We start from the raw sequence: 19865 nt of genomic DNA, 5'->3' as shown, positions 1-19865 counted from the left end.
TTTATGTCGGAAGGACGGCCAAGGCTCTGGAGATGGCGGGAGGCTTATTCCGGGAAGGGCTCTTCCGGCAGCGGCTCCTGGGTCTCACCCTGGGTGCAGTCTATGATGGAGCGCTTGGGGTTGTTGGGGTCGCGCAGCAGCAAGGGGGCCAGTCCCTCGTTGTGCTTCTGCTCGTCGGAGAACTCGCTGCCATAGGCGTTGTGGGTCAGCCTTCGCGCATTGGCGATGGGGGTGTCCACGAACAGGGCATGCACCTCGAAGGTGGACGAGGGGATGAGAAAGCCGCTGATGGGCAGGCCATGCAGCTCCTGGCGGGTCTTGTACCAGGCAAACCCGTCCGTCACCTTGTAAGGGATGAAGTTTTTGAGCTGAGGGTGGGCCGGCTCGCCGGTCTCGCTGTCAAGATAGAGATCATCGAGCTCGCAGGTCGCCAACCCCTGCCACATAGATTCAAACGGCGTGGAGCAGGCCGTCAGTTGCAACCCGGCCAGCAGTGCCAGCGACGCTTTGTACATTTCCCGTCCCTTCTCTCAATAGTGCAATGGCGGTCAGCCAAACGCCCGCAGTCGCCCGACCAGCAGGTCGATGAAACCCGCACGATCCAGTCCCAACAGCACCAGCGCATTGGCCGCTTTGCCGGTCAGGCCATAGCGATCCACCACCGTCATGCCGGTGGTATGGGCACCGCCGGTTTCGATATCAACCCGGCACTCGACCCCGTGGAACAGCTCGGGGGCCAGCAACCAGGCAATGGTACAGGGGTCGTGCAGCGGCGCGCCAGCAAATCCCCACTTGGGATCCCTGTGGTAGATCATGAAGAAGTCGAGCAAGCCGGCCACACACTGGGCCACCGGATTGGCGATGGCGCGCACCCGCGCTATATCCTCGTCCATCACCTGGGCCTCGTGGGTCACATCCAGCCCGCACATAGTGATGGGGATGCCGGACTTGAACACCATATCGGCCGCTTCCGGATCCACATAAATATTGAATTCCGCCGCCGGGGTCCAGTTGCCCGCCCCCGCCGCGCCCCCCATCAGCACGATACGGGCAATCCTGGATTTCAACTCAGGATGGGCCGCCAGCAGCAGGGCGATATTGGTGAGCGGCCCGGTCGGCACCAGCGTCACAGGCTCAGGGCTCTCGCGCAGGCATTTGGCCATCAATTCGAGGCCCGTCATGGCTTGCGGGGCAAAGGCGGGATCCGGCAGCTTGGGGCCATCGAGGCCCGACTCGCCGTGGACGTTGTCGGCTATGATGAGCTCGCGCATCAGCGGTTTGGGTGCCCCCGCCGCCACCGGGATGTCGTCACGGCCGAGCAGGGTCAGGATGCGCAGGGCATTGTTGAGGGTCTTGTCCGGCGTCTGGTTGCCCGCACTGGTGGTAACCGCCAGCACCTTGAGCTCGGGACTGGCCAGCGCCAGTATGAGGGCGATGGCATCATCGTGGCCGGGATCACAATCGAGAATAACGGGCAACGCCATGGACAGACTCCTTACAACATGACAGGGAGCCATACCTTAACAAGCAAGCCCCGGATGAACTCGGGAAGGGGTCACAAAACGGCGCCCTTCTCGCATTTCAAACCATTGCGTTATCAAGCTGTTGAACGAATGACCCCCCTCTCATCACACGGCGCAAGCAGCCGATTCGCCCCGCGCAGCCGGTTCGAGTATGATCGTCCCCCGTTTCCAGCCCGTGTGCCCTATGTCCGTCATCGTCGATACCTTCATCGCCCCGCCCTGCGAGGCTGCCATCGAGATCCTGTTTGAGGATGAGCACCTGTTGCTGATCAACAAGCCGAGCGGCCTGCTCAGCCTGTCGGGCAAGAACCCGCAGAACCTCGACTCGGCCCATTACCGGCTGGTGCAGGACTATCCCGGCTGCACCCTGGTGCACCGCCTCGATTTTGGCACTTCTGGCATCATGGTGGTGGCCAGAAACAAGGCCATCAACGCCCGGCTGTGTCACCAGTTCAGCCAGCGGGCGGTAAGCAAGGCCTACAGCGCCCTGCTGTGCGGCCATCTGGTCGACGATGAGGGGGTGATCGATGCCTCCATCGCCAAGGATCCGGCTCTCTTCCCGCTGATGACCATCTGCGCCGCCAGCGGCAAGCCCGCCCGCTCCCGCTATCGGGTCATTGAGCGGCTGGCGCAGCAGATGCAAGGTCAGGCCGTACCATTAACGCGCGTGCGGCTGGTGCCGGAAACCGGCCGTACCCATCAGCTGCGGATCCACAGCCAGCTGCTGGGCCACCCCATACTCGGCTGCGATCTCTACGGCGGTCTTGCGTTGCCAGGCACAGAGCAGGCGCCGCGGCTGATGCTGCATGCCAGCGAGCTGGATTTGCGGCATCCGGTGAGCGGTGAACCGATGGCGGTCAGATGTGCCAGCCCCTTCTAGCGAGACGTGGCATCAAGCTGTGGTGTGATAACAGGCGAAGGGAACAACAGAGGGAACAGAGGCGCAACAGGGGAAAAACGGGGCAAACGGCAGATAAAAGATAGGGGCCGTGCTTTCGCAACGGCCCCCACCCCCCACTCGGTGTGGCTATCAGATCAGCTTGCGGGCGGCGCCCAGCACGATCTTGATGGCATCAGATTCGGTTCTCGCCATGGTTTCGGCGTTCGGGATTTCCTGCTGGGTACGGTTGACGATAACGCCGGCTACCATACCTGCACGCAGGCCCTGGCTGGTGCACATGGTCAGCAGGGTGGCAGATTCCATCTCATAGTTCAGCACGCCCATGGCTTGCCACTCTTTCATGGAACCCTGGAAACGGCTCACTACGCGGCCGGATACGGTGTCGTAACGCTCCTGACCTGGGTAGAAGGTATCGGAAGAGGCAGTCACACCGATGTGCAGCTTGGAGCCCATCTCTTTGGCGGTGTTGACCAACGCAGTGGTGCAGTCGAAGTCGGCTACGGCCGGGAACTCCATCGGCGCGAAGTGCAGGCTGGCACCGTCGAGGCGCACGGAACCGGTAGTGACGATCACGTCGCCCACGTTCAGGTGCGGCTGGATGGCGCCAGTGGTGCCGATACGCAGGAAGGTGCGGATGCCCAGCTGGGCCAGCTCTTCTACCGCGATGGAGGTGGACGGGCCACCGATACCGGTAGAGCAGATGATCACGGCCTTGCCGTCCATCTCGCCGCGCCAGGTAGTGAACTCACGATGGCTGGCCAGGTGCACCGGGTTATCCAACAGCTCTGCGATACGCTTTACACGCTCGGGGTCACCGGGGACGATCGCCAAGGTGGCGCCTTGCAGATCCGCTTTCTTCAAACCCAAGTGAAATACATCAGACATAGTGGACTCCTGGTTGCCCCCTGCCAGCATGGTCAGGGCGCAAGTTAAGATGATTCTTTATGATACTTTCAAGCCTTTACCCCCCTCTCTGGGGAGGCGCCAACTATGGTCGAAAGCGCTTTCCAATTCCTTGAAGCTCCTCACACTTCCACGCATTGACAGTGACAAATCCCGTGCAAAACGTTTGCTAACTTGATGAATTTCTTGAAAAACGTTTTTCTTCCAAAGGAGTGGTCTCCGGCCTTGTCAATCCCTGTCACGCCCCGGTTTATCGGTACGTGATCGAGTCCATAAAGTTGCAAACAGGATACCCTTGACCCCTTTTCATCCCCACTGACGATGCTATGTTGGCGCCCGTATACCACTTAATGGCTAATAATACGGAGTCCATCATGGCGACATTCAAGTTCTACATTCCCGCAATCAACCTGATGGGAGCTGGCTGCCTGCAAGAAGCGGCAGCCGATATCAAGGGTTATGGCTATCGCAAGGCGCTGATCGTCACCGACAAGATCCTGGGCCAGATCGGCGTGGTCGCCAGGCTCACCACCCTCTTGGCAGAACGTGGCATTGAAAGCGTGGTTTTCGATGAAACCCGGCCCAACCCCACCATGACCAACGTCGAAGCGGGTCTGGGGATGATCAAGGCCAACGGCTGCGACTGCGTCATCTCGCTGGGGGGCGGCTCGCCCCATGACTGCGCCAAGGGCATAGCCCTGGTGGCCGCCAACGGCGGCAGCATCCAGGATTACGAAGGGGTGGATCGCTCCGCCAAGCCGCAGCTGCCGCTCATCGCCATCAACACCACAGCCGGCACCGCCTCCGAGATGACACGTTTTTGCATCATCACAGACGAGGCCCGCCAGGTGAAGATGGCCATCATAGACAAGCACGTCACCCCGCTGATGTCGGTCAACGATCCCGAGCTGATGCTGGCCAAGCCGGCCGGCCTCACCGCCGCCACCGGCATGGATGCCCTGACCCACGCCATAGAGGCTTATGTCTCCACCATCGCCACCCCGGTGACCGATGCCAGCGCCATCATGGCCATCCAGCTCATCGCCAGGCACCTGCGTACCGCCGTCAACCAGGGCGATGACCTGCACGCCCGCGAGCAGATGGCCTACGCCCAGTTCCTGGCCGGCATGGCCTTCAACAACGCAAGCCTGGGTTATGTGCATGCCATGGCCCACCAGCTGGGGGGCTTTTATGACCTGCCCCACGGGGTGTGCAACGCCGTGCTGCTGCCCCACGTTCAGGCCTACAACGCTCAGGTGAGTGCCGCCCGCCTGAAAGAGGTGGCCCGCCATATGGGTGTCGACGTGACCGCCATGAACGACGAGCAGGGCGCCGCCGCCGCCATCGCTGCCATCAAGCAGCTGGCGCTGGACGTGAAGATCCCGGCCGGTCTGGAGCAGCTCGGCGTCAAGGCCGACGACTTCGACATCCTGGCCAGCAACGCCCTGAAAGATGCCTGCGGCTTCACCAACCCGAAACAGGCGAGCCACGACGAGATAGTCGCCATCTTCCGCGCAGCCATGTAAACCGCCACCAGGCAGAAAGGGTCGCATGGCGGCCCTTTTTATTGGCTGATGGATCAATGGCTTTTTACTTCCGCAGAGGGAGCCGGTATGATTTGCCGAGCTTAAAAAGACTTGAATGGATGATCTGAACTCGATATGCGGATGAAACACCTGATTGCCGCGGCCCTGACCGCCCTCACCCTGTCCGGTTGCAGCCTGGTCTATCGCATCGATATTCCCCAGGGCAACTATGTGGAACAAAAACAGGTCGACAAACTGCGCCAGGGCATGACCCGCGAACAGGTCGAGTTCGTGCTGGGTTCCGCCATGCTGCGCGATGGTTTTGACCCGAACACCTGGTATTACCTCTATGAATTCCAGCCGGGTCGCGGCGAGAAGGAGCGCAAGGAGCTCACCCTGACCTTCGCCAACGACAGATTAGCCACGGTCACCGGCGACTTCCCGTTGCCAGCGGCCTTCCACACCCCGCTCTGATCGCATTCACAAAACCGGCCCGCGCCGGTTTTGTTTTATTTGGCCACCGCCATCCCATCTTAGCGAGGAAGCCTCCATGCACCAGCCCAAGAATCCCCATACCCACGGACGACTCGCTGGCAAGACCTTGGCGGCCCTCGTTGAACTTGGGAGGCACGCATGAGCCAGATCCTGATCGCCGGGGCCAGCGGGCTGATCGGCCGGGAGCTGCTCCGTCAGCTCGACCCCGTCCACTCGCTGACCCTGCTCTGTCGCAAGGCAGGTGATCCCCGGCCCCAACATCACTGGCTGCCGGCCGACTTCGAACGCCTCGACGAGGTTTCGCTGCCCGGCCCCATCGACATCGCCTTCTGCTGCCTAGGTACCACCCGCAAACAGGCGGGGTCCGACGAGGCGTTTCGCCGGGTCGATCACGACTATGTGCTGGCCTTCGCGGCACTCGCTCGCCGCCACGGCTGCCAACGTCTGATCGTCGTCTCGAGTCTGGGGGCCAACCCAGGCTCGCCGGCCCTCTATCCCCGCACCAAGGGGCAGATGGAACAGGCATTGCTGGCGCAAGCCTGGCCAAGGCTCGCCATAGTGCGTCCCGCCATGCTGCTCGGCAATCGCCAGCCACCGCGCCTGTCGGAGCAGTGTTTCCAGGCTGTCTATCCGTTGCTGCGCCCCCTGCTGGTTGGCAAGTTGCACCGCTGGCGCGCCATCGAGGCCAACCAGGTAGCCCATGCCATGATAGTGCTCGGCCAGCAGGAGAGTGGCGTCGAGGTGGTGGAAAACGAGCGGCTGCACGGGATGTGACAGCGCTTTGCCGCTGAAGCGAGCTGGCGGCGGCTCAACAGAAAAGCAGATCAAAAAAGGCGCCAAGGCGCCTTTTTTATTCCAGAGTGCGGCATCAGGCCGGCTCTGTGTCCCCTCACTTGCGGTTGGCATTGGGCCGGCCGCCGGTCACCACATCGGCACGCCCCTCCTCCTTGGCCTTCTCGGCCCGCTTCTTGCGCATCTCTTTCGGATCGGCGATGAGCGGGCGGTAGATCTCGATCCGATCCCCGTCCTGCAGCAGTTCGGTCCCCTTGACCGGCCGGCTGTAGATGCCGAACTTGTTGACCGCCAGATCGATCTCCGGGTGCTTCTGCACTATGCCGGACTGCTCGATGGCAGCCAGCACGCTGGTGGCGGGAGCAACCCGGATGCGCAGCACAGTCTGGCGCTCGGGCAGGGCATACACGACTTCGATATTGAGCAGATCAGACACCGTACACCACCTTGGCGCGGTTGGAGAAGGCGAGCACCATGGAGCCCACTAGATCGCGGAAAATCTGGCCAAACGCCAGCTCGATCAGCTTGGAGGTGAACTCAAAATCGAGGTCGAATTCGACCTTGCAGGCATCCACATCCAGCGGCGTAAAGGTCCACCAGCCGGCCAGCTTGCTGAAAGGTCCCTCCACCAGCTCCATCTTGATCTGCCGGTTGGCATCGAGCAGGTTGCGGGTGGTAAACGTCTTGGCAATCCCCGCCTTGGCCACATCGACCGAGGCAGTCATATAATCATCGCCTGTCTCGTGGACACGGCTGCCGACACAACCGGGCAGAAACTCCGGATAAGCGTGAACATCATTGACCAGCCTGAACATTTGTTCTGCGCTGAACATCACCAGGGCACTGCGAGTAATACGGGGCATGGGCTTTCCTCATCCAATCAGGCCGATTTTATCACCTTGTCAGCCAAGATCATCCCCAAAACCGCTCACAAAGCCGCCACTCGAGCAGTTGCGCGTTTTACAGCCGCCGCCACCCACGTATAATGCGCCTTCCTAATCATTGCCAAAGGCGCCCGTCATGAGCAAAAAGAACAGTAAAAACAAAGCCGGGTCCAGCACCATTGCACTCAACAGAACCGCCCGTCACGAGTACTTCATCGAAGAGCGCGTGGAAGCCGGTCTGTCCCTGCAAGGGTGGGAAGTCAAATCCCTGCGGGCGGGCAAGGCCAACATCAGCGAAGCCTATGTCATCTTCTTGCAGGGCGAAGCCTTCCTGTTCGGCTCCACTTTCCTGCCACTGAACGCCGCCTCCAGCCACGTGGTGTGTGATCCGACCCGCACCCGCAAGCTCCTGCTGAGCCGCCGTGAACTCGACAAGCTGGAGAGCCTGACCGCCCGTCAGGGTTACACCATAGTGCCGCTGGCGCTCTACTGGAAAGAGTGCTGGGTCAAGGTCGAGATCGGTCTGGTCAAAGGCAAGAAAGAACACGACAAACGGGAAGACACCAAGGCCCGCGAATGGGATAGGGAGAAAGCCCGCATCATGAAGAACAAGCATCGCGGCTGATTGTGCGCCGCATGCAGCCGTGCGGCGTCCAATAAACCAGCAATCGACCGGCCTAGGCCGGTCGATTGCCATCAACGCCTTGCCATGACAGGATTTTTGCGTACAATCGGCTTTGACAACTTGGGGCTGATTCTGGATTCGACAAGATTCACGAAACCCAAGGTGCATGCCGAGGTGCGGTAGGCCTCGTTAACAAACCGCAAAAAAATAGTCGCAAACGACGAAAACTACGCACTCGCAGCTTAATAACCTGCGCTGAGCCCTTCTACCCTAGCTTGCCTGTGTCCTAGGGAATCGGAAGGTCATCCTTCACAGGATCGTGTGGAAGTCCTGCTCGGGGCGGAAGCATTAAAACCAATCGAGCTAGTCAATTCGTGGCGTGTCTCTCCGCAGCGGGTTGGCGAATGTAAAGAGTGACTAAGCATGTAGTACCGAGGATGTAGTAATTTTGGACGGGGGTTCAAATCCCCCCAGCTCCACCAAATAATGTTCCGGCCGGGAACGAAGAAGTACAAAAACCTGCACAGCGTAAGGCTTTGCGGGTTTTTTGTTGTCCGTAGAATTCATCGGGGTTCATATAAATCCATCCATAAGAGTAACTTCCACGGTCACATTGGTTTTGTAACACCGGTTTGGGTGTGACTACTCGGGGAATGTGCTGTGAGCAAAGACAAGCTGACCGACTCAAAGCTGAGAAGCGCCAAGCCTGAAACCAAGGAATACCGCCTGGGTGACGGTGACGGACTTTACCTACCTGCGGTATCGGTCATGATCTCCACCTGGTTCAGACCGGTTTGCTGCTCTAACAGAGCTTCCAGTAGAAAGATGGCATCACGCAATATTCCAGGGACGGCGATGCCATGAAAGCCTGAGAACTGGTCCGAGACAAAGTTGTACTAGGTAATGCCACGGCCGGAGCCAAAGTATTTACGGTTCGGCCCGGCATTGATGGTACGGATGGGGGTGACAAACCACATGCCATCGGCAGAAGCCACCTCGCCACCCCACTTCCCTGCCAGGGGTAATGCGGATGGGTAGTCCACCAGTTTGGTATTGGCCTTCATCAACGTCTCTGCACGCAGGTAATTCTGCTTGACCCAGCTCAAACGGTGCCGGGTCAATGCGGGTACCTGGTGCTTGAGCCGCGGCTCCAATCCGATGTTGCAGGCCTCCGCCAGCAACACTGCGCAGATACTGACAACCAACTCCTCGGCTCAGACATTGGATTCGCTGACATGAGTAAATTCGTTGGCGAAGCCGGTATGAGCATTTATCTCCAGCAACAGCTCAGTGAGATCCACGCTGGGCAGCAAGGACTCTATCTGCTGGGATACGGGGTCAGTATTACTACCTCCATCTGATTGAGGACATTTACAGCCGCAAGGGCGTGGGCTGAGAGGTTCATGAGCAAGGGAGCTGTGAGCTGGCGGCAGCCGCTGGGTCGTAGAGTGAACTCCTGGTTGGCTAGCCTGTTTTGGCAAGCCACAAATTCGTTTCGAGCGATGGTTGAATATCCATCTCGCCTTGCTGACGCTGGCTTGTGCCGTTATCTGCCTGCGCTTTGTTGAGCGGTTTTGTTAGCGGCCCTAGATGTTCTCACTCGAATCCCCCCCCCCCCCCCCCAAGGGAATCCCTCGCGCCTTTTCTCACCCAAACCGTATCGAGTCTCATCTTGTGGTGCAAAACGATGCATTGCCAGGCTAATGGTGCGCATCAAGTTGAACTGGGAGATAGGTTTGGTAGCTCTGTTATGAACAATGCCTGTCCATGTTATTTCCTGATGGTGAAGGGCGCCCAAATCTTCCCGCATCTGCGGATCCCAATGAGGGGGTGCTACCTGCCCATACCAGATGGCGAAGGCATGCCCGGGCGAAGCGTTTTTGGCAAATTGCGCCGTCAAGGCGCAGGGATATGCCAATACGGGCAGGGGGACTCTCTGCCACATTAGGTGTCCCGGACCGGCGCAGGGAGGCGCCAGCGGCGTGACTACACCGGCACGGGCATCTACCTCAACCATGGAGAGTCCTATGCTTGCACTAAAACCCTTGGCGTGTCTATTGTTGGCTGGCTGGGCCACCGCCTTGGCCGCCACCGAGGCCCCCATCTCCCTGCCCTCGCCCGCCATGGTGCCGGCAGATCTGGCCGGCGCCGAGCACGGCCAGTCCCTCGCTACCCTGCCGGCGCCGCGGCTGCACCGCCTGCTGCCGCCGCCCGCCGCCCCCGAGCTGGCGCAAGATCCCCACGTCCAGCGCGACCGAGAGCCCGACTGGCGCGCTCAGGCCCAGAGCCTGCTGGCCGAGGGGGGCGATTGTCGCGATCCGGCCGGCTTCCTCGACAAATCCGGTGCTGCCCTGGCTGACTATCTGGAGGGCCTGCCCGAGGTGTCGTGCACCTATGGCCTCTTCTCTCTCACGGCGGACGACGGCGCCCGCATCTATGACACCGCCAACCTGCTGGCGGTGGCCGAACGGTTGCAGGCACGCGCCGCCGACTATCAGGGCAGCGGCCGTGGCCTCGCCAATCTGGTGCTCTATCTGCGCGCCGGCTATTACAATGCCATCGCCCGCGATCTCTATCCGGAGCCACCGCTTACTGTACGCGACGCGATCCGGGTCGGCCTCGATCGGCTGCTGGACAACCCGGCCCTGTTCATCCCCAATCCGGACGCGGGCAGCACGATCGGGGAGAGCTTCACCCTGATGACCAATCTCCGTGATGAGGCCTATTACCTGCCGCGCCTCAAGCCCCTCATCGCTCGCTTCACCAATCGAGACGGACAGCCGAATGCCGCCGATGCCCTCAAGCACTGGGAGGTGGGGTCGGGTTACACCGGCCTGCTGACCGTCCTGTTCATGTCCCATTACCGCGCTGAGGGGCACGCCCTGGCCGAACAAGACGGCAGCTACGCCGAGGCCCTGTTCGCCTTCGTGCAGGGCAACCAGGCCGCTCTGCTCGGCACCAGCTACGCCTACCAGCTCACCGACAGCCTGAACGAGGCCCTGCGCTACATGCAGTATCCGGCCCACTTCGCCGCGTCGCGGGCCAGGATCGAGCAGATCCTAGCAAAGAACAGTCTGGATGGTCCCGGCGCCGATCTCTGGTTAGTGGCCGCCAGTGCCGTGAAATACTATGACAATGCCCGCTGCGCCGAGTACGGCACCTGTGACTTCGAGCAGCGGCTGGCCGACATAGTGCTGCCGATCCGCCACGAGTGCGGGTCGACCCTGCGTATCCGAGCCCAGGATATGACAGAGCAGCAACTGACCGAGAGCTGCGCCGCCTTGGCTAACGAGGAGCAATATTTCCACCGCATGCTGAAGACCCAGAACCGGCCACTGCCGGGCGACGTCAACGACGCGCTGGAGGTGGTGGTGTTCGACGACTACGCCAACTACAGCCGCTATGCTGGCGTCATCTACGGCATCGCCACCGACAACGGCGGCATGTATCTGGAAGGGGATCCCGACCAACCCGGCAACCAGGCGCGTTTCATCGCCCACGAGGCTTCCTGGCTACGCCCCCGGTTCTCGGTGTGGAACCTGGAACACGAGTATGTGCACTATCTGGATGGCCGTTTCAACATGGCCGGCGATTTCGCCCGAGCCATCAGCCAGCCCACCGTCTGGTGGATAGAAGGTCTCGCCGAGTATCTGTCCCTTGGCAACGACAACGCCAAGGCGATCGAGGCGGCCCAGGCCGGCACCTATCCCCTGTCGACCATCTTCGGCAACACCTATGACATGAACGACTATGGGACCCGCGCCTACCGCTGGGGCTATATGGCGGTGCGCTACATGTTCGAACACCACAGGGACAGGGTGGACGATACCGTGACCAGATTTCGCGCCGACGACTATGACGGCTACTGGTCGACCATGCAGGAGCTGGCCTATGACGACGACTTCGCCGCCTGGGTGCAGACGGCCACTACGGCCGGCCAGCCGCCCGAACCGGACTGCGGCTATCCCGACGATCAGGTCATCGACGCGACCTGTGCCCGCACCGGTATCGCGTCGGACGACATCCGCTACTTCTACGTCTTCGTGCCCCAGGGGACAACACGGCTGACGGTGCAGACCCGAGGTGGCAGTGGCGACGCCAACCTCTATGTCATGCACCAGGGCTGGCCGAACCGGGACAGCTACGATCAGGGCTCGGCCAATGGCGGTAACGATGAGGCAGTCACCATCCAGGCCCCCGAGGGCGGCACCTACTACCACATAGCGGTGGACGCCGGTGCACCTTACCGGGATCTGAGCCTCAGTGTGGGGTTGGCTCAATAGGTGGGTACGACGCGCCGCACCGGCGGCGCGTCAATTCCCCCGGCGCAGCAACTGCCGGTACTGGCGTGGAGACAGGCCTGTCAGGGCTCGAAACTGCCGCGACAGGGCGCTCTGATCGCAAAAACCGCACCGCAATGCGATGTCGGCGATGGCCATATCACTGCCCTTTAGCCAGTTGATCGCGATGTCGATGCGAGTCTTGGTGATGAACTGACCGGCGGAGAGCTGGAAGATCCGCCTCATGCGCCGCTCAAACTGGGCGACTGATACCCCGGCCCGTCTTGCCAACGATTCAATGCGCAAGGGGGTGGGATAATGAGTCAGAATGTGATCGACCGCCTCGACGAAGCGATCGTCGATGAAGCCGACCCGGCTCGGCTCGTGCAGATCGCGTGACATGCATACCAGGCCTACAATGGCGCCACCGGCATCGCGCAGCGGCTCCTTGTTGGTCAGGCACCAACCGGGGCTGCGATCGTTAAACAGGGTCAGATCGAGATTGTCCACTACGGGCTCACCGGTGCCAAACAGACGATCGTCCTGGGCCTGGTAGCGCGCTGCCATGTGGGGCGGAAAGATCTCGTGGGCCGTCTTGCCGATGGCGTCATGCCGGCTCGCCAGGCCACAACGCTCAGTACAGGCCTCGCTGATGCTCACATAGCGGCCAGCCCTGTCCTTGATGGAGAAGACAATGTCCGGGGCCCGATCGAACAAGGCCTCGAGGCACCGCGCGTCGGGCAGTGCCCGAAAAAACTGCTGCCGCCAGGAATCCAGATCGGCGCGCAGATGCCCCGGACTGGGGGGTTGGGGGGGCAGCCACGCCGCGAGGGCGCTGGGAGTCTCTCTCATCATCAACTTCCTTGTTGGTGTGTCCGTACGAATCTCTTCCGCCAGTGTAGCAGCCTCCGGTATGGGCTGTTCCGCCCTGTGCCATATCCGGCTCGCACACTCAGTTGCCACCGTCATCCACGCTCTGTGGCATAGCAATCTACCCTACGGCCCGAACGGGCCCGACCACGCCTTCGCCTGACCCGGCAAGGCCAAGGGCCGGCGGCAAGATCCACCCAAGGGGCTCAACATCACGGGCTTGGCAGTAAGCGTCAGGCCAGTACCGATGGCAAACTGGTGACCGAGTCATTCAAGGATGACACCCGTAAGACCCTGCTCAAGGAGTGTGCCACCCTTGATGCCTTCACTAGACGCTGCTGGTAGGCCGTTGAGCGCAAGCAGGCCATCATGCCCGGGCTGGAGTACTGTGGGAAGTCCTAAGCGCCGAAGTGAGCCAAGATCTCGACCCGTTCGACCTTATCTGCCATGTGGTATACGATCAGCCACCGCTGACCCGCCGCGAGCGGGCCGACAATGTCAAAAAGCACATGCTTTGCTCAACAGCATATCTGTGGCCAAGTTACGACTATGAGTCGCTCCCCCAAGTGGCCTGTATCAAGTCATCTCAATCGTGCCCATTCGCAATTGCTCCATGGTCGAACGGGTTCTGTATGACCATCACTGGCACAGCGCACTACGAACTGCGTAAAAACGAAACCCAACGGATAGCCCAATATTGGATGTTAGAGGCGTGGCAAGGCTTGGGGAGGGAGTGAGAGGCTTGGAAAATGCGCAATTGCGCAGCCCTGTGAAAACGCGAAGAGCCACACGCTGAGTATGAATCGTGGGATCCGGGTCATAGGGATTTGAACCCGCATCCCGAGAAGTACGTCGCGAGTGCTCGAAGTAGCCGGCAACCTGGCTGGCTTTTCCGCGGGGTAGACAGGTACGCCTCAATGGCAAAATGTGCGGTGGCTTATTCACCAGTAACAGCAACAGCAACAGCAACACCACCACCATAACAGGCACAATTAAGTCATTTAAAATCAATAGCATGAGTTATTGATGCAGACTCCCCCAGCATTGGAAAGGGCCACTTCGCAAGAAGTGGCCCTTTGTATTTGAATCCGGTTTCCATCCTATGTCGAACGATTGAGCCTTTACTGACGGTGCATTCTGCTAACTCGCTCGGATGTCAGACGAATTCCCCGCTCTTCGGCGCCGCGCCTGCCACCTGTACCGCTTTTTGCCGGGTGTTCACCCTCCATCCTGCACGCCAGACGAGGAATAACACGGCGCTTGGCCCTCGCTCATTGCGTCTCCTTTGCCTGGGCACAGACCCAGTCGACAAAGGCCTGGATCTTGGGGCACTGACGGTTGGGCAAGGTCGCTATGTAGTAACGCTGCTCGCAGCGCACCTCCATGCCAGGGAAGGGGGCAACCAGCTCATTTCTGGCCAGCCGCTTGCTCACCAAGTTCTTGCGGCCCATGGCGACCCCGGCGTGGTTCATGGCGGCGATAATGGCGAGATCGGAGCGATCGAACCCCATGTTCGACTGGCAGGCGTCGAGGGAGATGCCGCACTGGCGGGCCCAGCTGCTCCACTCGTCGCTGTCCGAGTCATGGCCCCAGGCCTGCCTGTCGTGCAGCAGACGACAGTGAGACAAGTGGTCTGGATTGTCCCGCAACCCATGCTGCTCGGCATATTCGGGGCTGCAAACCGGCACCATGTACTCATCCATCAGCGGGTGGATGGCGAGCCGCTCCGGGGTCTTGTCATCGAAATAGATAGTCAGGTCTATGCCATAGCCGTGCAGATTGATGTTCTCGTTGCCTGTCATGACGTTGAGATCGATCTGGGGATGCAGGCGAGAAAAATCCGCGAGTCTGGGCACCAGCCAACACTGGGCGATGGAGGGGCGGGAGTAGACGGTCAGGGAACCGGACAGTTCCTGATGCCTGATCTCCAGGATCTCCTGGTTGATGAACTCGAGCGAGGACTTGAGCGCCCAGAAGACTCTTTGCCCCTCTGCGGTCAGCATCACCTTTCGGTGAAAGCGCTGGAACAGCTTGAAACCGAGCTCCTCTTCCAGCGCACTGATCCTGTGGCTCACCGCACTCGGGCTGAGCGCCAGCTCATCCGCCGCCAGGGCAAACGAGCTGTGGCGGGCCGCCGCCTCGAAGGTATGCAACTTGGAGAGCTGATAACCGTTCAGCAGTTTGTTTCTCGATACGTAGTTGTCTTCGGTATACATTTGGCACGCCTCTTCGCCCCCAAAAAACGCACAGATGATAGCCAGAAAACCTGCCTTTGGATGCAACCAAACAACCCAAATCCCATAAAATCCGATAAATGTGATGGATGTGGCACCTTTGCATCAACACAGATCACCCAAGACGCCATTTTCATCATTTGTCAGCCACCCGTCATTTTCATTCAATAGGCGCCTAATCATCACTCATGACACATAGAGGCGCAGTATGAATTCTGAAGTGTGGGTCGTCGGTACCTTGCTGACTAGCATCATTCTGATTGTCTTCACCATAGTGAAGGGCAAGGTGCATCCTTTCTTGGCTTTGCTGCTGGCGAGCTTCTATGTGGGCACCATGATGGGGATGAACCCGGTCAAGATGGTCAACGCCATGGAAGAGGGCATAGGCGGCACCCTGGGCTTCCTCGCCGCCGTCATCGGCCTTGGCACCATACTCGGCAAGATGATGGAGGTATCGGGGGCGGCGGAGCGCATCGGTCTCGCCCTGCAAAAGTGCCGCTGGCTCTCGCCTCAGGTGATCATGGTGTTGGTCGGTCTGGTGTGCGGCATCACGTTGTTTGTCGAAGTGGGAGTCGTGCTGCTCATTCCGCTGGCCTTCTCCATCGCCCGCAAGACCAAAACCTCGCTGCTGACCCTGGCCATCCCGCTCTGCACCGCCCTGATGGCCGTGCACTGCATAGTGCCGCCCCACCCGGCCGCGCTCTACGTCACCAATCAGCTGGGTGCCGACATAGGTTCCGTCATCGTCTATGGCCTCGCGGTCGGGCTGTTTGCCTCCCTGGTGGGCGGCCCGCTGTTTCTGAAGCTGCTCGGTAAACGGGTACCGTTCAAGGAGGTGCCCGCCGCCTTTGCGAATATAGAGGCGCGCGACGAGGCAAGCCTCCCTACCTTGAGCGCTTCGCTGTTCACCGTGCTGCTGCCCATACTGCTGATGCTGGCCAAGACGGTGGCCGAGCTCAACATGGATCACGCCAGCGGTCTCTATACCCTGCTGGAGTTCATCGGCAACCCCATCACCGCCATGTTCATCGCCGCCTTCACCGCCTACTACGTGCTGGGGATCCGTCAGCACATGAAGATGGAAGGGCTGCTAAACCAGACCGAACAGTGCTTCTCCTCCATCGCCAATATCCTGCTGATCATAGGGGCAGGCGGTGCCTTCAACGGCGTGCTCAAGGCGAGCGGCCTGGGGGACAGCCTGGCGACCATCCTCTCCCAGCTGGACATGCACCCCATACTGCTGGCCTGGCTGGTGGCCATAGTGCTGCACGCCGCCGTCGGCTCGGCCACGGTCGCCATGATGGGTGCCACCGCCATCGTCTCCCCCATCATGGTGCACTACCCGAACATCAGCCCCGAGATCATGACGCTCGCCATAGGATCCGGCGCCATCGGCTGCACCATGGTGACCGACTCCCTGTTCTGGCTGGTCAAGCAGTATTGCGGCGCCACCCTGAACGAAACGCTCAAGTACTACACTACCGCCACCTTTGTCGCCTCCCTGATGGCGCTGGCCGGTACTTTCCTGCTCTCCTATATCGTGTAAAAGACAGAGACATCCCATGAAAAACATCGACGTCCAACAACTCATTACCCAATTCCCGCTGGTGCAATCCCTGATCGCACTCGAGCCCGTGACCTGGTTCAACCCCAAGGCCAGCACGCTGGCGATTGGCCTGCCCCATGTGGGGCTGGATGGCAGCGATGTGGCGGATGCCTCCGCCCGGCTTGCCCGCTTCGCCCCCTACATGTGCGAAGCCTTCCCCGAGACCCGTGCCAGCAAGGGCATTCTGGAGTCCGAGATCGCCGCCATCCCGGCCATGCAGGCAACGCTCAATGCGCGCTACGGCGTCGAGGTGACCGGCAAGTTGCTGCTGAAAAAAGACAGCCATCTGCCCATCTCCGGCTCCATCAAGGCGCGCGGCGGCATCTACGAGGTGCTGACCCATGCCGAACGGCTGGCGATCAAGGCCGGGTTGCTCTGCGAGGAAGATGACTATCGCAAGCTGTTCACGGACGAGTTTCGCCAGTTCTTCGGCCAGTACAGCATAGCCGTGGGCTCGACCGGCAACCTCGGCATGTCCATCGGCATCATGAGCGCCAAGCTCGGCTTCACCGTCACAGTCCACATGTCCGCCGATGCGCGGGAGTGGAAGAAGCGCAAGTTGCGTGAACACGGGGTCATAGTCGTGGAATACGCCGAAGATTACGGGGTAGCGGTGGAGCAGGGTCGCAAGGAGGCCGAACGCGACCCCAGCTGCTTCTTCATCGACGACGAGAACTCCCGCACCCTGTTCCTCGGCTACTCGGTAGCAGGCGAGCGGGTGAAAAAGCAGTTCGATGAGATGGGCATCAAGGTGGATGCCGAGCACCCGCTGTTCGTCTATCTGCCTTGCGGTGTCGGCGGCGGCCCGGGCGGCGTGGCCTTTGGCCTGAAACTCGCGTTCGGGGATAACGTCCACTGCTTGTTTGCCGAACCCACCCACTCCCCCTGCATGCTGCTCGGGGTCCACACCGGCCTGCACGATCAGATTTCGGTGCAGGATCTGGGGATAGACAACCTCACCGCCGCCGACGGTCTGGCGGTGGGGCGCGCCTCCGGCTTCGTCGGCCGCGCCATGGAGCGACTGCTCGATGGCTTCTTCACCCTGAGCGATCAGGAGATGTATGACCTGCTGGGGCTGCTGGCACGAGATGAGCAGATCAGGCTGGAGCCCTCGGCGCTGGCCGGCATGCCGGGCCCGTGGCGGGTCAGTGCCGATGGAGAGTGGCAGGCATCGCGTGGTCTGACTGCCCAACACATGGCACAGACCACCCACCTGGTGTGGGCCACCGGCGGCGGCATGGTGCCCGCCGAGGAGATGGAAAAATACCTGGCCACCGCTAAAATTTGATCTTTTTTCACCCAACAAACCCGCCACCCTGGCGGGTTTTTCTCTTCATGGATCAGCAAGATGGCACACCCTTTGCCCTGAGCGTGAGCACCTCACCTCTCCTCCTTCGGCCGCCAATCCCCCCAAGTTGGTTATTTTGTGATAGGATAGGGACCGTTTTTTGACATCTGCGCCCCGTTAGCGCCGTTATCCGGCGAGATCGCTACCCAATCCGGCGATAACAACGAACAGAGGTGCGCAGGAAAACAGTGACCTGGTTGAGTCAGGTCTGGCAGCGGTCGATAGGCTTGTCTGCCAAACGGGCAACCACCAAGGGCACCTTAGATAAGGAGATCGGGCAATGAAACAATATCAAAGCTGGCTGGGACAATATCTGATGAGTCGCCGCGATGGAGATCACGCCATGGCATCCGAGCTCGCCAACTCCATCTGCGAGTTCTGGCAGACGCAGGGCGATGAAGCCGAAAGCAGCAAGTGGCAACAGCTCTATCAACAGCACGTGGAAAAGACCACCTGATCACAGGTGCACCTTCAGGCCAGCGGCCTGTCACCCATAAAAAAACCGGCGCTCATGGCGCCGGTTTTGCATTCAGTCTCACCGCTTACATCTGATCGACCATGTCTTGGGCGAACTGGGAGCAGGAGCGCAGGGTGGCGCCTTCCATCAGTCGCTCGAAGTCATAAGTCACGGTCTTGTTGGCGATGGCCGCTTCCATGCCCTTGATGATGAGATCGGCCGCTTCGACCCAGCCCATGTGGCGCAGCATCATCTCGGCGGAGAGGATCAGCGAACCCGGGTTGACCTTGTCCTGACCGGCGTACTTGGGCGCGGTGCCGTGAGTCGCCTCGAACAGGGCCACGCCGTCACCTATGTTGGCGCCAGGGGCGATACCGATGCCACCCACCTGGGCGGCCAGGGCGTCGGAGATGTAATCACCGTTGAGGTTCATACAGGCGATGACGTCGTACTCGGCCGGACGCAGCAGTATCTGTTGCAGGAAGGCGTCGGCGATGACGTCCTTGACCACGATGGTCTTGCCGGTCTTCGGGTTCTTGAAGGAGCACCAGGGGCCGCCGTCGATGAGCTGGGCATCGTACTCTTTCTGGGCCAGGGCGTAGCCCCAATCCTTGAAGGCACCTTCGGTGAACTTCATGATGTTGCCCTTGTGCACCAGGGTCACGGAGTCGCGATCGTTGTCGATGGCATACTCGATGGCGGCACGCACCAGACGCTCGGTACCGGCCTTGGACATGGGCTTGATGCCGATGCCGCAGGACTCGGGGAAGCGAATTTTCTTAACGCCCATCTCGTTTTGCAGGAAGGCGATCACCTTCTTGGCTTCATCGCTGTCCGCCTTCCACTCGATACCGGCGTAGATGTCTTCGGCGTTCTCGCGGAAGATCACCATGTCGGTCAGGTCAGGACGCTTGACCGGGCTCGGGGTGCCTTCGTAGTAACGGACCGGGCGCAGGCAGATGTAGAGATCCAGCTCCTGACGCAGGGCCACGTTGAGGGAGCGAATACCGCCACCGACCGGAGTGGTCAGCGGGCCCTTGATGGCCACGCAGTATTCACGAATGAAATCCAGGGTTTCGGCCGGCAGCCAGGCACCTTCGCCATAGATATGAGTCGACTTCTCGCCGGTATAGATCTCCATCCAGGCGATCTTGCGCTCGCCTTTGTAGGCTTTCTCGACCGCGGCATTGACCACATTCAACATGGCCGGGGTCACGTCCACACCTATGCCATCCCCTTCAATAAACGGAATGATCGGATGGTTGGGAACCTGCAGCTTGCCGTTGGCATCGACTGTGATTTTCTGGCCCTGGGTCGGGATAACTACTTTGCTTTCCATCGGCATCTCCTAACTTCCGTTTGTTATCAATCTGTAAGTTGCGCGCGGCCATCTTAGCCCATTCGTTTTCATAATCAAATGG

Annotated in this window: 17 protein-coding genes, 1 other RNA gene and 3 pseudogenes; 12 read left to right on the top strand and 9 right to left on the bottom strand. The window is 60.2% G+C overall.

Annotation, left to right across the window (positions count from 1 at the left end; genetic code table 11):
* Positions 1-44: 44 nt before the first annotated feature.
* Together AACW87_RS06935 and rihA are read right to left on the bottom strand one after the other, a co-directional pair.
* Positions 45-515, bottom strand: a complete 471-nt coding sequence (locus tag AACW87_RS06935) for a hypothetical protein (protein ID WP_241324566.1) — start codon at positions 513-515, stop codon at positions 45-47.
* Between the two features lie 33 nt (positions 516-548).
* Entirely contained in the window at positions 549-1484 is a 936-nt protein-coding gene (gene rihA / locus AACW87_RS06930; RefSeq protein ID WP_241324565.1) for a pyrimidine-specific ribonucleoside hydrolase RihA, read from the bottom strand.
* A gap of 190 nt (positions 1485-1674) precedes the next feature.
* Between rihA and AACW87_RS06925 the strand changes: the two genes are divergently transcribed.
* Positions 1675-2403, top strand: a complete 729-nt coding sequence (locus AACW87_RS06925) for an RluA family pseudouridine synthase (protein ID WP_241324564.1) — start codon at positions 1675-1677, stop codon at positions 2401-2403.
* A gap of 150 nt (positions 2404-2553) precedes the next feature.
* Here AACW87_RS06925 and udp read toward each other — a convergent pair whose 3' ends face one another.
* A complete protein-coding gene (gene udp, locus AACW87_RS06920; protein WP_043138232.1) occupies positions 2554-3309 on the bottom strand; it encodes a uridine phosphorylase in 756 nt (251 codons plus the stop codon).
* A 392-nt stretch (positions 3310-3701) separates the two neighbouring features.
* On the opposite strand from udp, the gene yiaY reads away from it, so the two are divergent.
* The 3 genes from yiaY (at position 3702) to AACW87_RS06905 (ending at position 6122) form a co-directional block, all read left to right on the top strand.
* Positions 3702-4853: an L-threonine dehydrogenase gene (gene yiaY, locus AACW87_RS06915; protein ID WP_241324563.1), complete on the top strand. Its 1152-nt coding sequence runs from the start codon at positions 3702-3704 to the stop codon at positions 4851-4853.
* 135 nt (positions 4854-4988) lie between these two features.
* A complete protein-coding gene (locus AACW87_RS06910; RefSeq protein WP_011705347.1) occupies positions 4989-5327 on the top strand; it encodes an outer membrane protein assembly factor BamE in 339 nt (112 codons plus the stop codon).
* 159 nt (positions 5328-5486) lie between these two features.
* Entirely contained in the window at positions 5487-6122 is a 636-nt protein-coding gene (locus AACW87_RS06905; RefSeq protein ID WP_241324562.1) for an NAD-dependent epimerase/dehydratase family protein, read from the top strand.
* A 115-nt stretch (positions 6123-6237) separates the two neighbouring features.
* On the opposite strand, the gene AACW87_RS06900 is transcribed toward AACW87_RS06905, so the two are convergent.
* Positions 6238-6576, bottom strand: a complete 339-nt coding sequence (locus AACW87_RS06900; protein WP_241324561.1) for an RnfH family protein — start codon at positions 6574-6576, stop codon at positions 6238-6240.
* Positions 6569-7003, bottom strand: a complete 435-nt coding sequence (locus AACW87_RS06895) for an SRPBCC family protein (protein ID WP_042873080.1) — start codon at positions 7001-7003, stop codon at positions 6569-6571. The genes AACW87_RS06900 and AACW87_RS06895 overlap by 8 nt, the downstream gene beginning before the upstream one ends.
* A gap of 157 nt (positions 7004-7160) precedes the next feature.
* Between AACW87_RS06895 and smpB the strand changes: the two genes are divergently transcribed.
* Positions 7161-7649, top strand: a complete 489-nt coding sequence (gene smpB, locus AACW87_RS06890; protein WP_042036966.1) for an SsrA-binding protein SmpB — start codon at positions 7161-7163, stop codon at positions 7647-7649.
* Positions 7650-7771: 122 nt separating this feature from the next.
* Positions 7772-8131, top strand: a transfer-messenger RNA (tmRNA) gene (gene ssrA / locus AACW87_RS06885).
* Positions 8132-8401: 270 nt separating this feature from the next.
* On the opposite strand, the pseudogene AACW87_RS06880 reads toward ssrA, so the two are convergent.
* Positions 8402-8971, bottom strand: a pseudogene (locus tag AACW87_RS06880) (Tn3 family transposase); the annotation flags it as partial.
* 103 nt (positions 8972-9074) lie between these two features.
* Between AACW87_RS06880 and AACW87_RS06875 the strand changes: the two are divergent.
* Positions 9075-9230: pseudogene (locus tag AACW87_RS06875) on the top strand (IS5/IS1182 family transposase); the annotation flags it as partial.
* A gap of 446 nt (positions 9231-9676) precedes the next feature.
* Positions 9677-11932 (top strand): M9 family metallopeptidase, encoded by a 2256-nt coding sequence (locus AACW87_RS06870; protein ID WP_241324560.1) that lies wholly within the window; start codon positions 9677-9679, stop codon positions 11930-11932.
* Positions 11933-11962: 30 nt separating this feature from the next.
* Here the strand turns inward: AACW87_RS06870 and AACW87_RS06865 are convergent, their stop codons facing one another.
* The gene (locus tag AACW87_RS06865; RefSeq protein ID WP_241324559.1) at positions 11963-12781 is read right to left on the bottom strand and encodes an AraC family transcriptional regulator; all 819 of its coding nucleotides are present in this window, start codon (positions 12779-12781) and stop codon (positions 11963-11965) included.
* Positions 12782-13045: 264 nt separating this feature from the next.
* Here AACW87_RS06865 and AACW87_RS22610 point away from each other — a divergent pair.
* Positions 13046-13305: pseudogene (locus AACW87_RS22610) on the top strand (type I restriction-modification enzyme R subunit C-terminal domain-containing protein); the annotation flags it as partial.
* A 765-nt stretch (positions 13306-14070) separates the two neighbouring features.
* Here AACW87_RS22610 and dsdC read toward each other — a convergent pair.
* Complete coding sequence (gene dsdC / locus AACW87_RS06855; RefSeq protein ID WP_241324558.1) at positions 14071-15015, bottom strand: DNA-binding transcriptional regulator DsdC; 945 nt, start codon at positions 15013-15015, stop codon at positions 14071-14073.
* Positions 15016-15241: 226 nt separating this feature from the next.
* Between dsdC and dsdX the strand changes: the two genes are divergently transcribed.
* The 3 genes from dsdX (at position 15242) to AACW87_RS06840 (ending at position 18444) form a co-directional block, all read left to right on the top strand.
* Positions 15242-16579 carry a D-serine transporter DsdX gene (gene dsdX, locus AACW87_RS06850; protein WP_103471988.1) on the top strand — a complete coding sequence of 446 codons (1338 nt, stop codon included), beginning with the start codon at positions 15242-15244 and terminating at the stop codon, positions 16577-16579.
* A gap of 16 nt (positions 16580-16595) precedes the next feature.
* Positions 16596-17927, top strand: a complete 1332-nt coding sequence (locus tag AACW87_RS06845) for a D-serine ammonia-lyase (RefSeq protein ID WP_241324557.1) — start codon at positions 16596-16598, stop codon at positions 17925-17927.
* 340 nt (positions 17928-18267) lie between these two features.
* Positions 18268-18444: a hypothetical protein gene (locus AACW87_RS06840; protein WP_005328937.1), complete on the top strand. Its 177-nt coding sequence runs from the start codon at positions 18268-18270 to the stop codon at positions 18442-18444.
* 85 nt (positions 18445-18529) lie between these two features.
* On the opposite strand, the gene icd is transcribed toward AACW87_RS06840, so the two are convergent.
* Positions 18530-19783 (bottom strand): NADP-dependent isocitrate dehydrogenase, encoded by a 1254-nt coding sequence (gene icd, locus AACW87_RS06835; RefSeq protein ID WP_005312750.1) that lies wholly within the window; start codon positions 19781-19783, stop codon positions 18530-18532.
* Between the last annotated feature and the right edge of the window lie 82 nt (positions 19784-19865).

The organism is Aeromonas sp. MR7, assembly GCF_963899385.1.
Classification (GTDB): Bacteria; Pseudomonadota; Gammaproteobacteria; order Enterobacterales; family Aeromonadaceae; genus Aeromonas; species Aeromonas bestiarum.
This window is presented reverse-complemented; position numbering and strand designations above follow the sequence as displayed.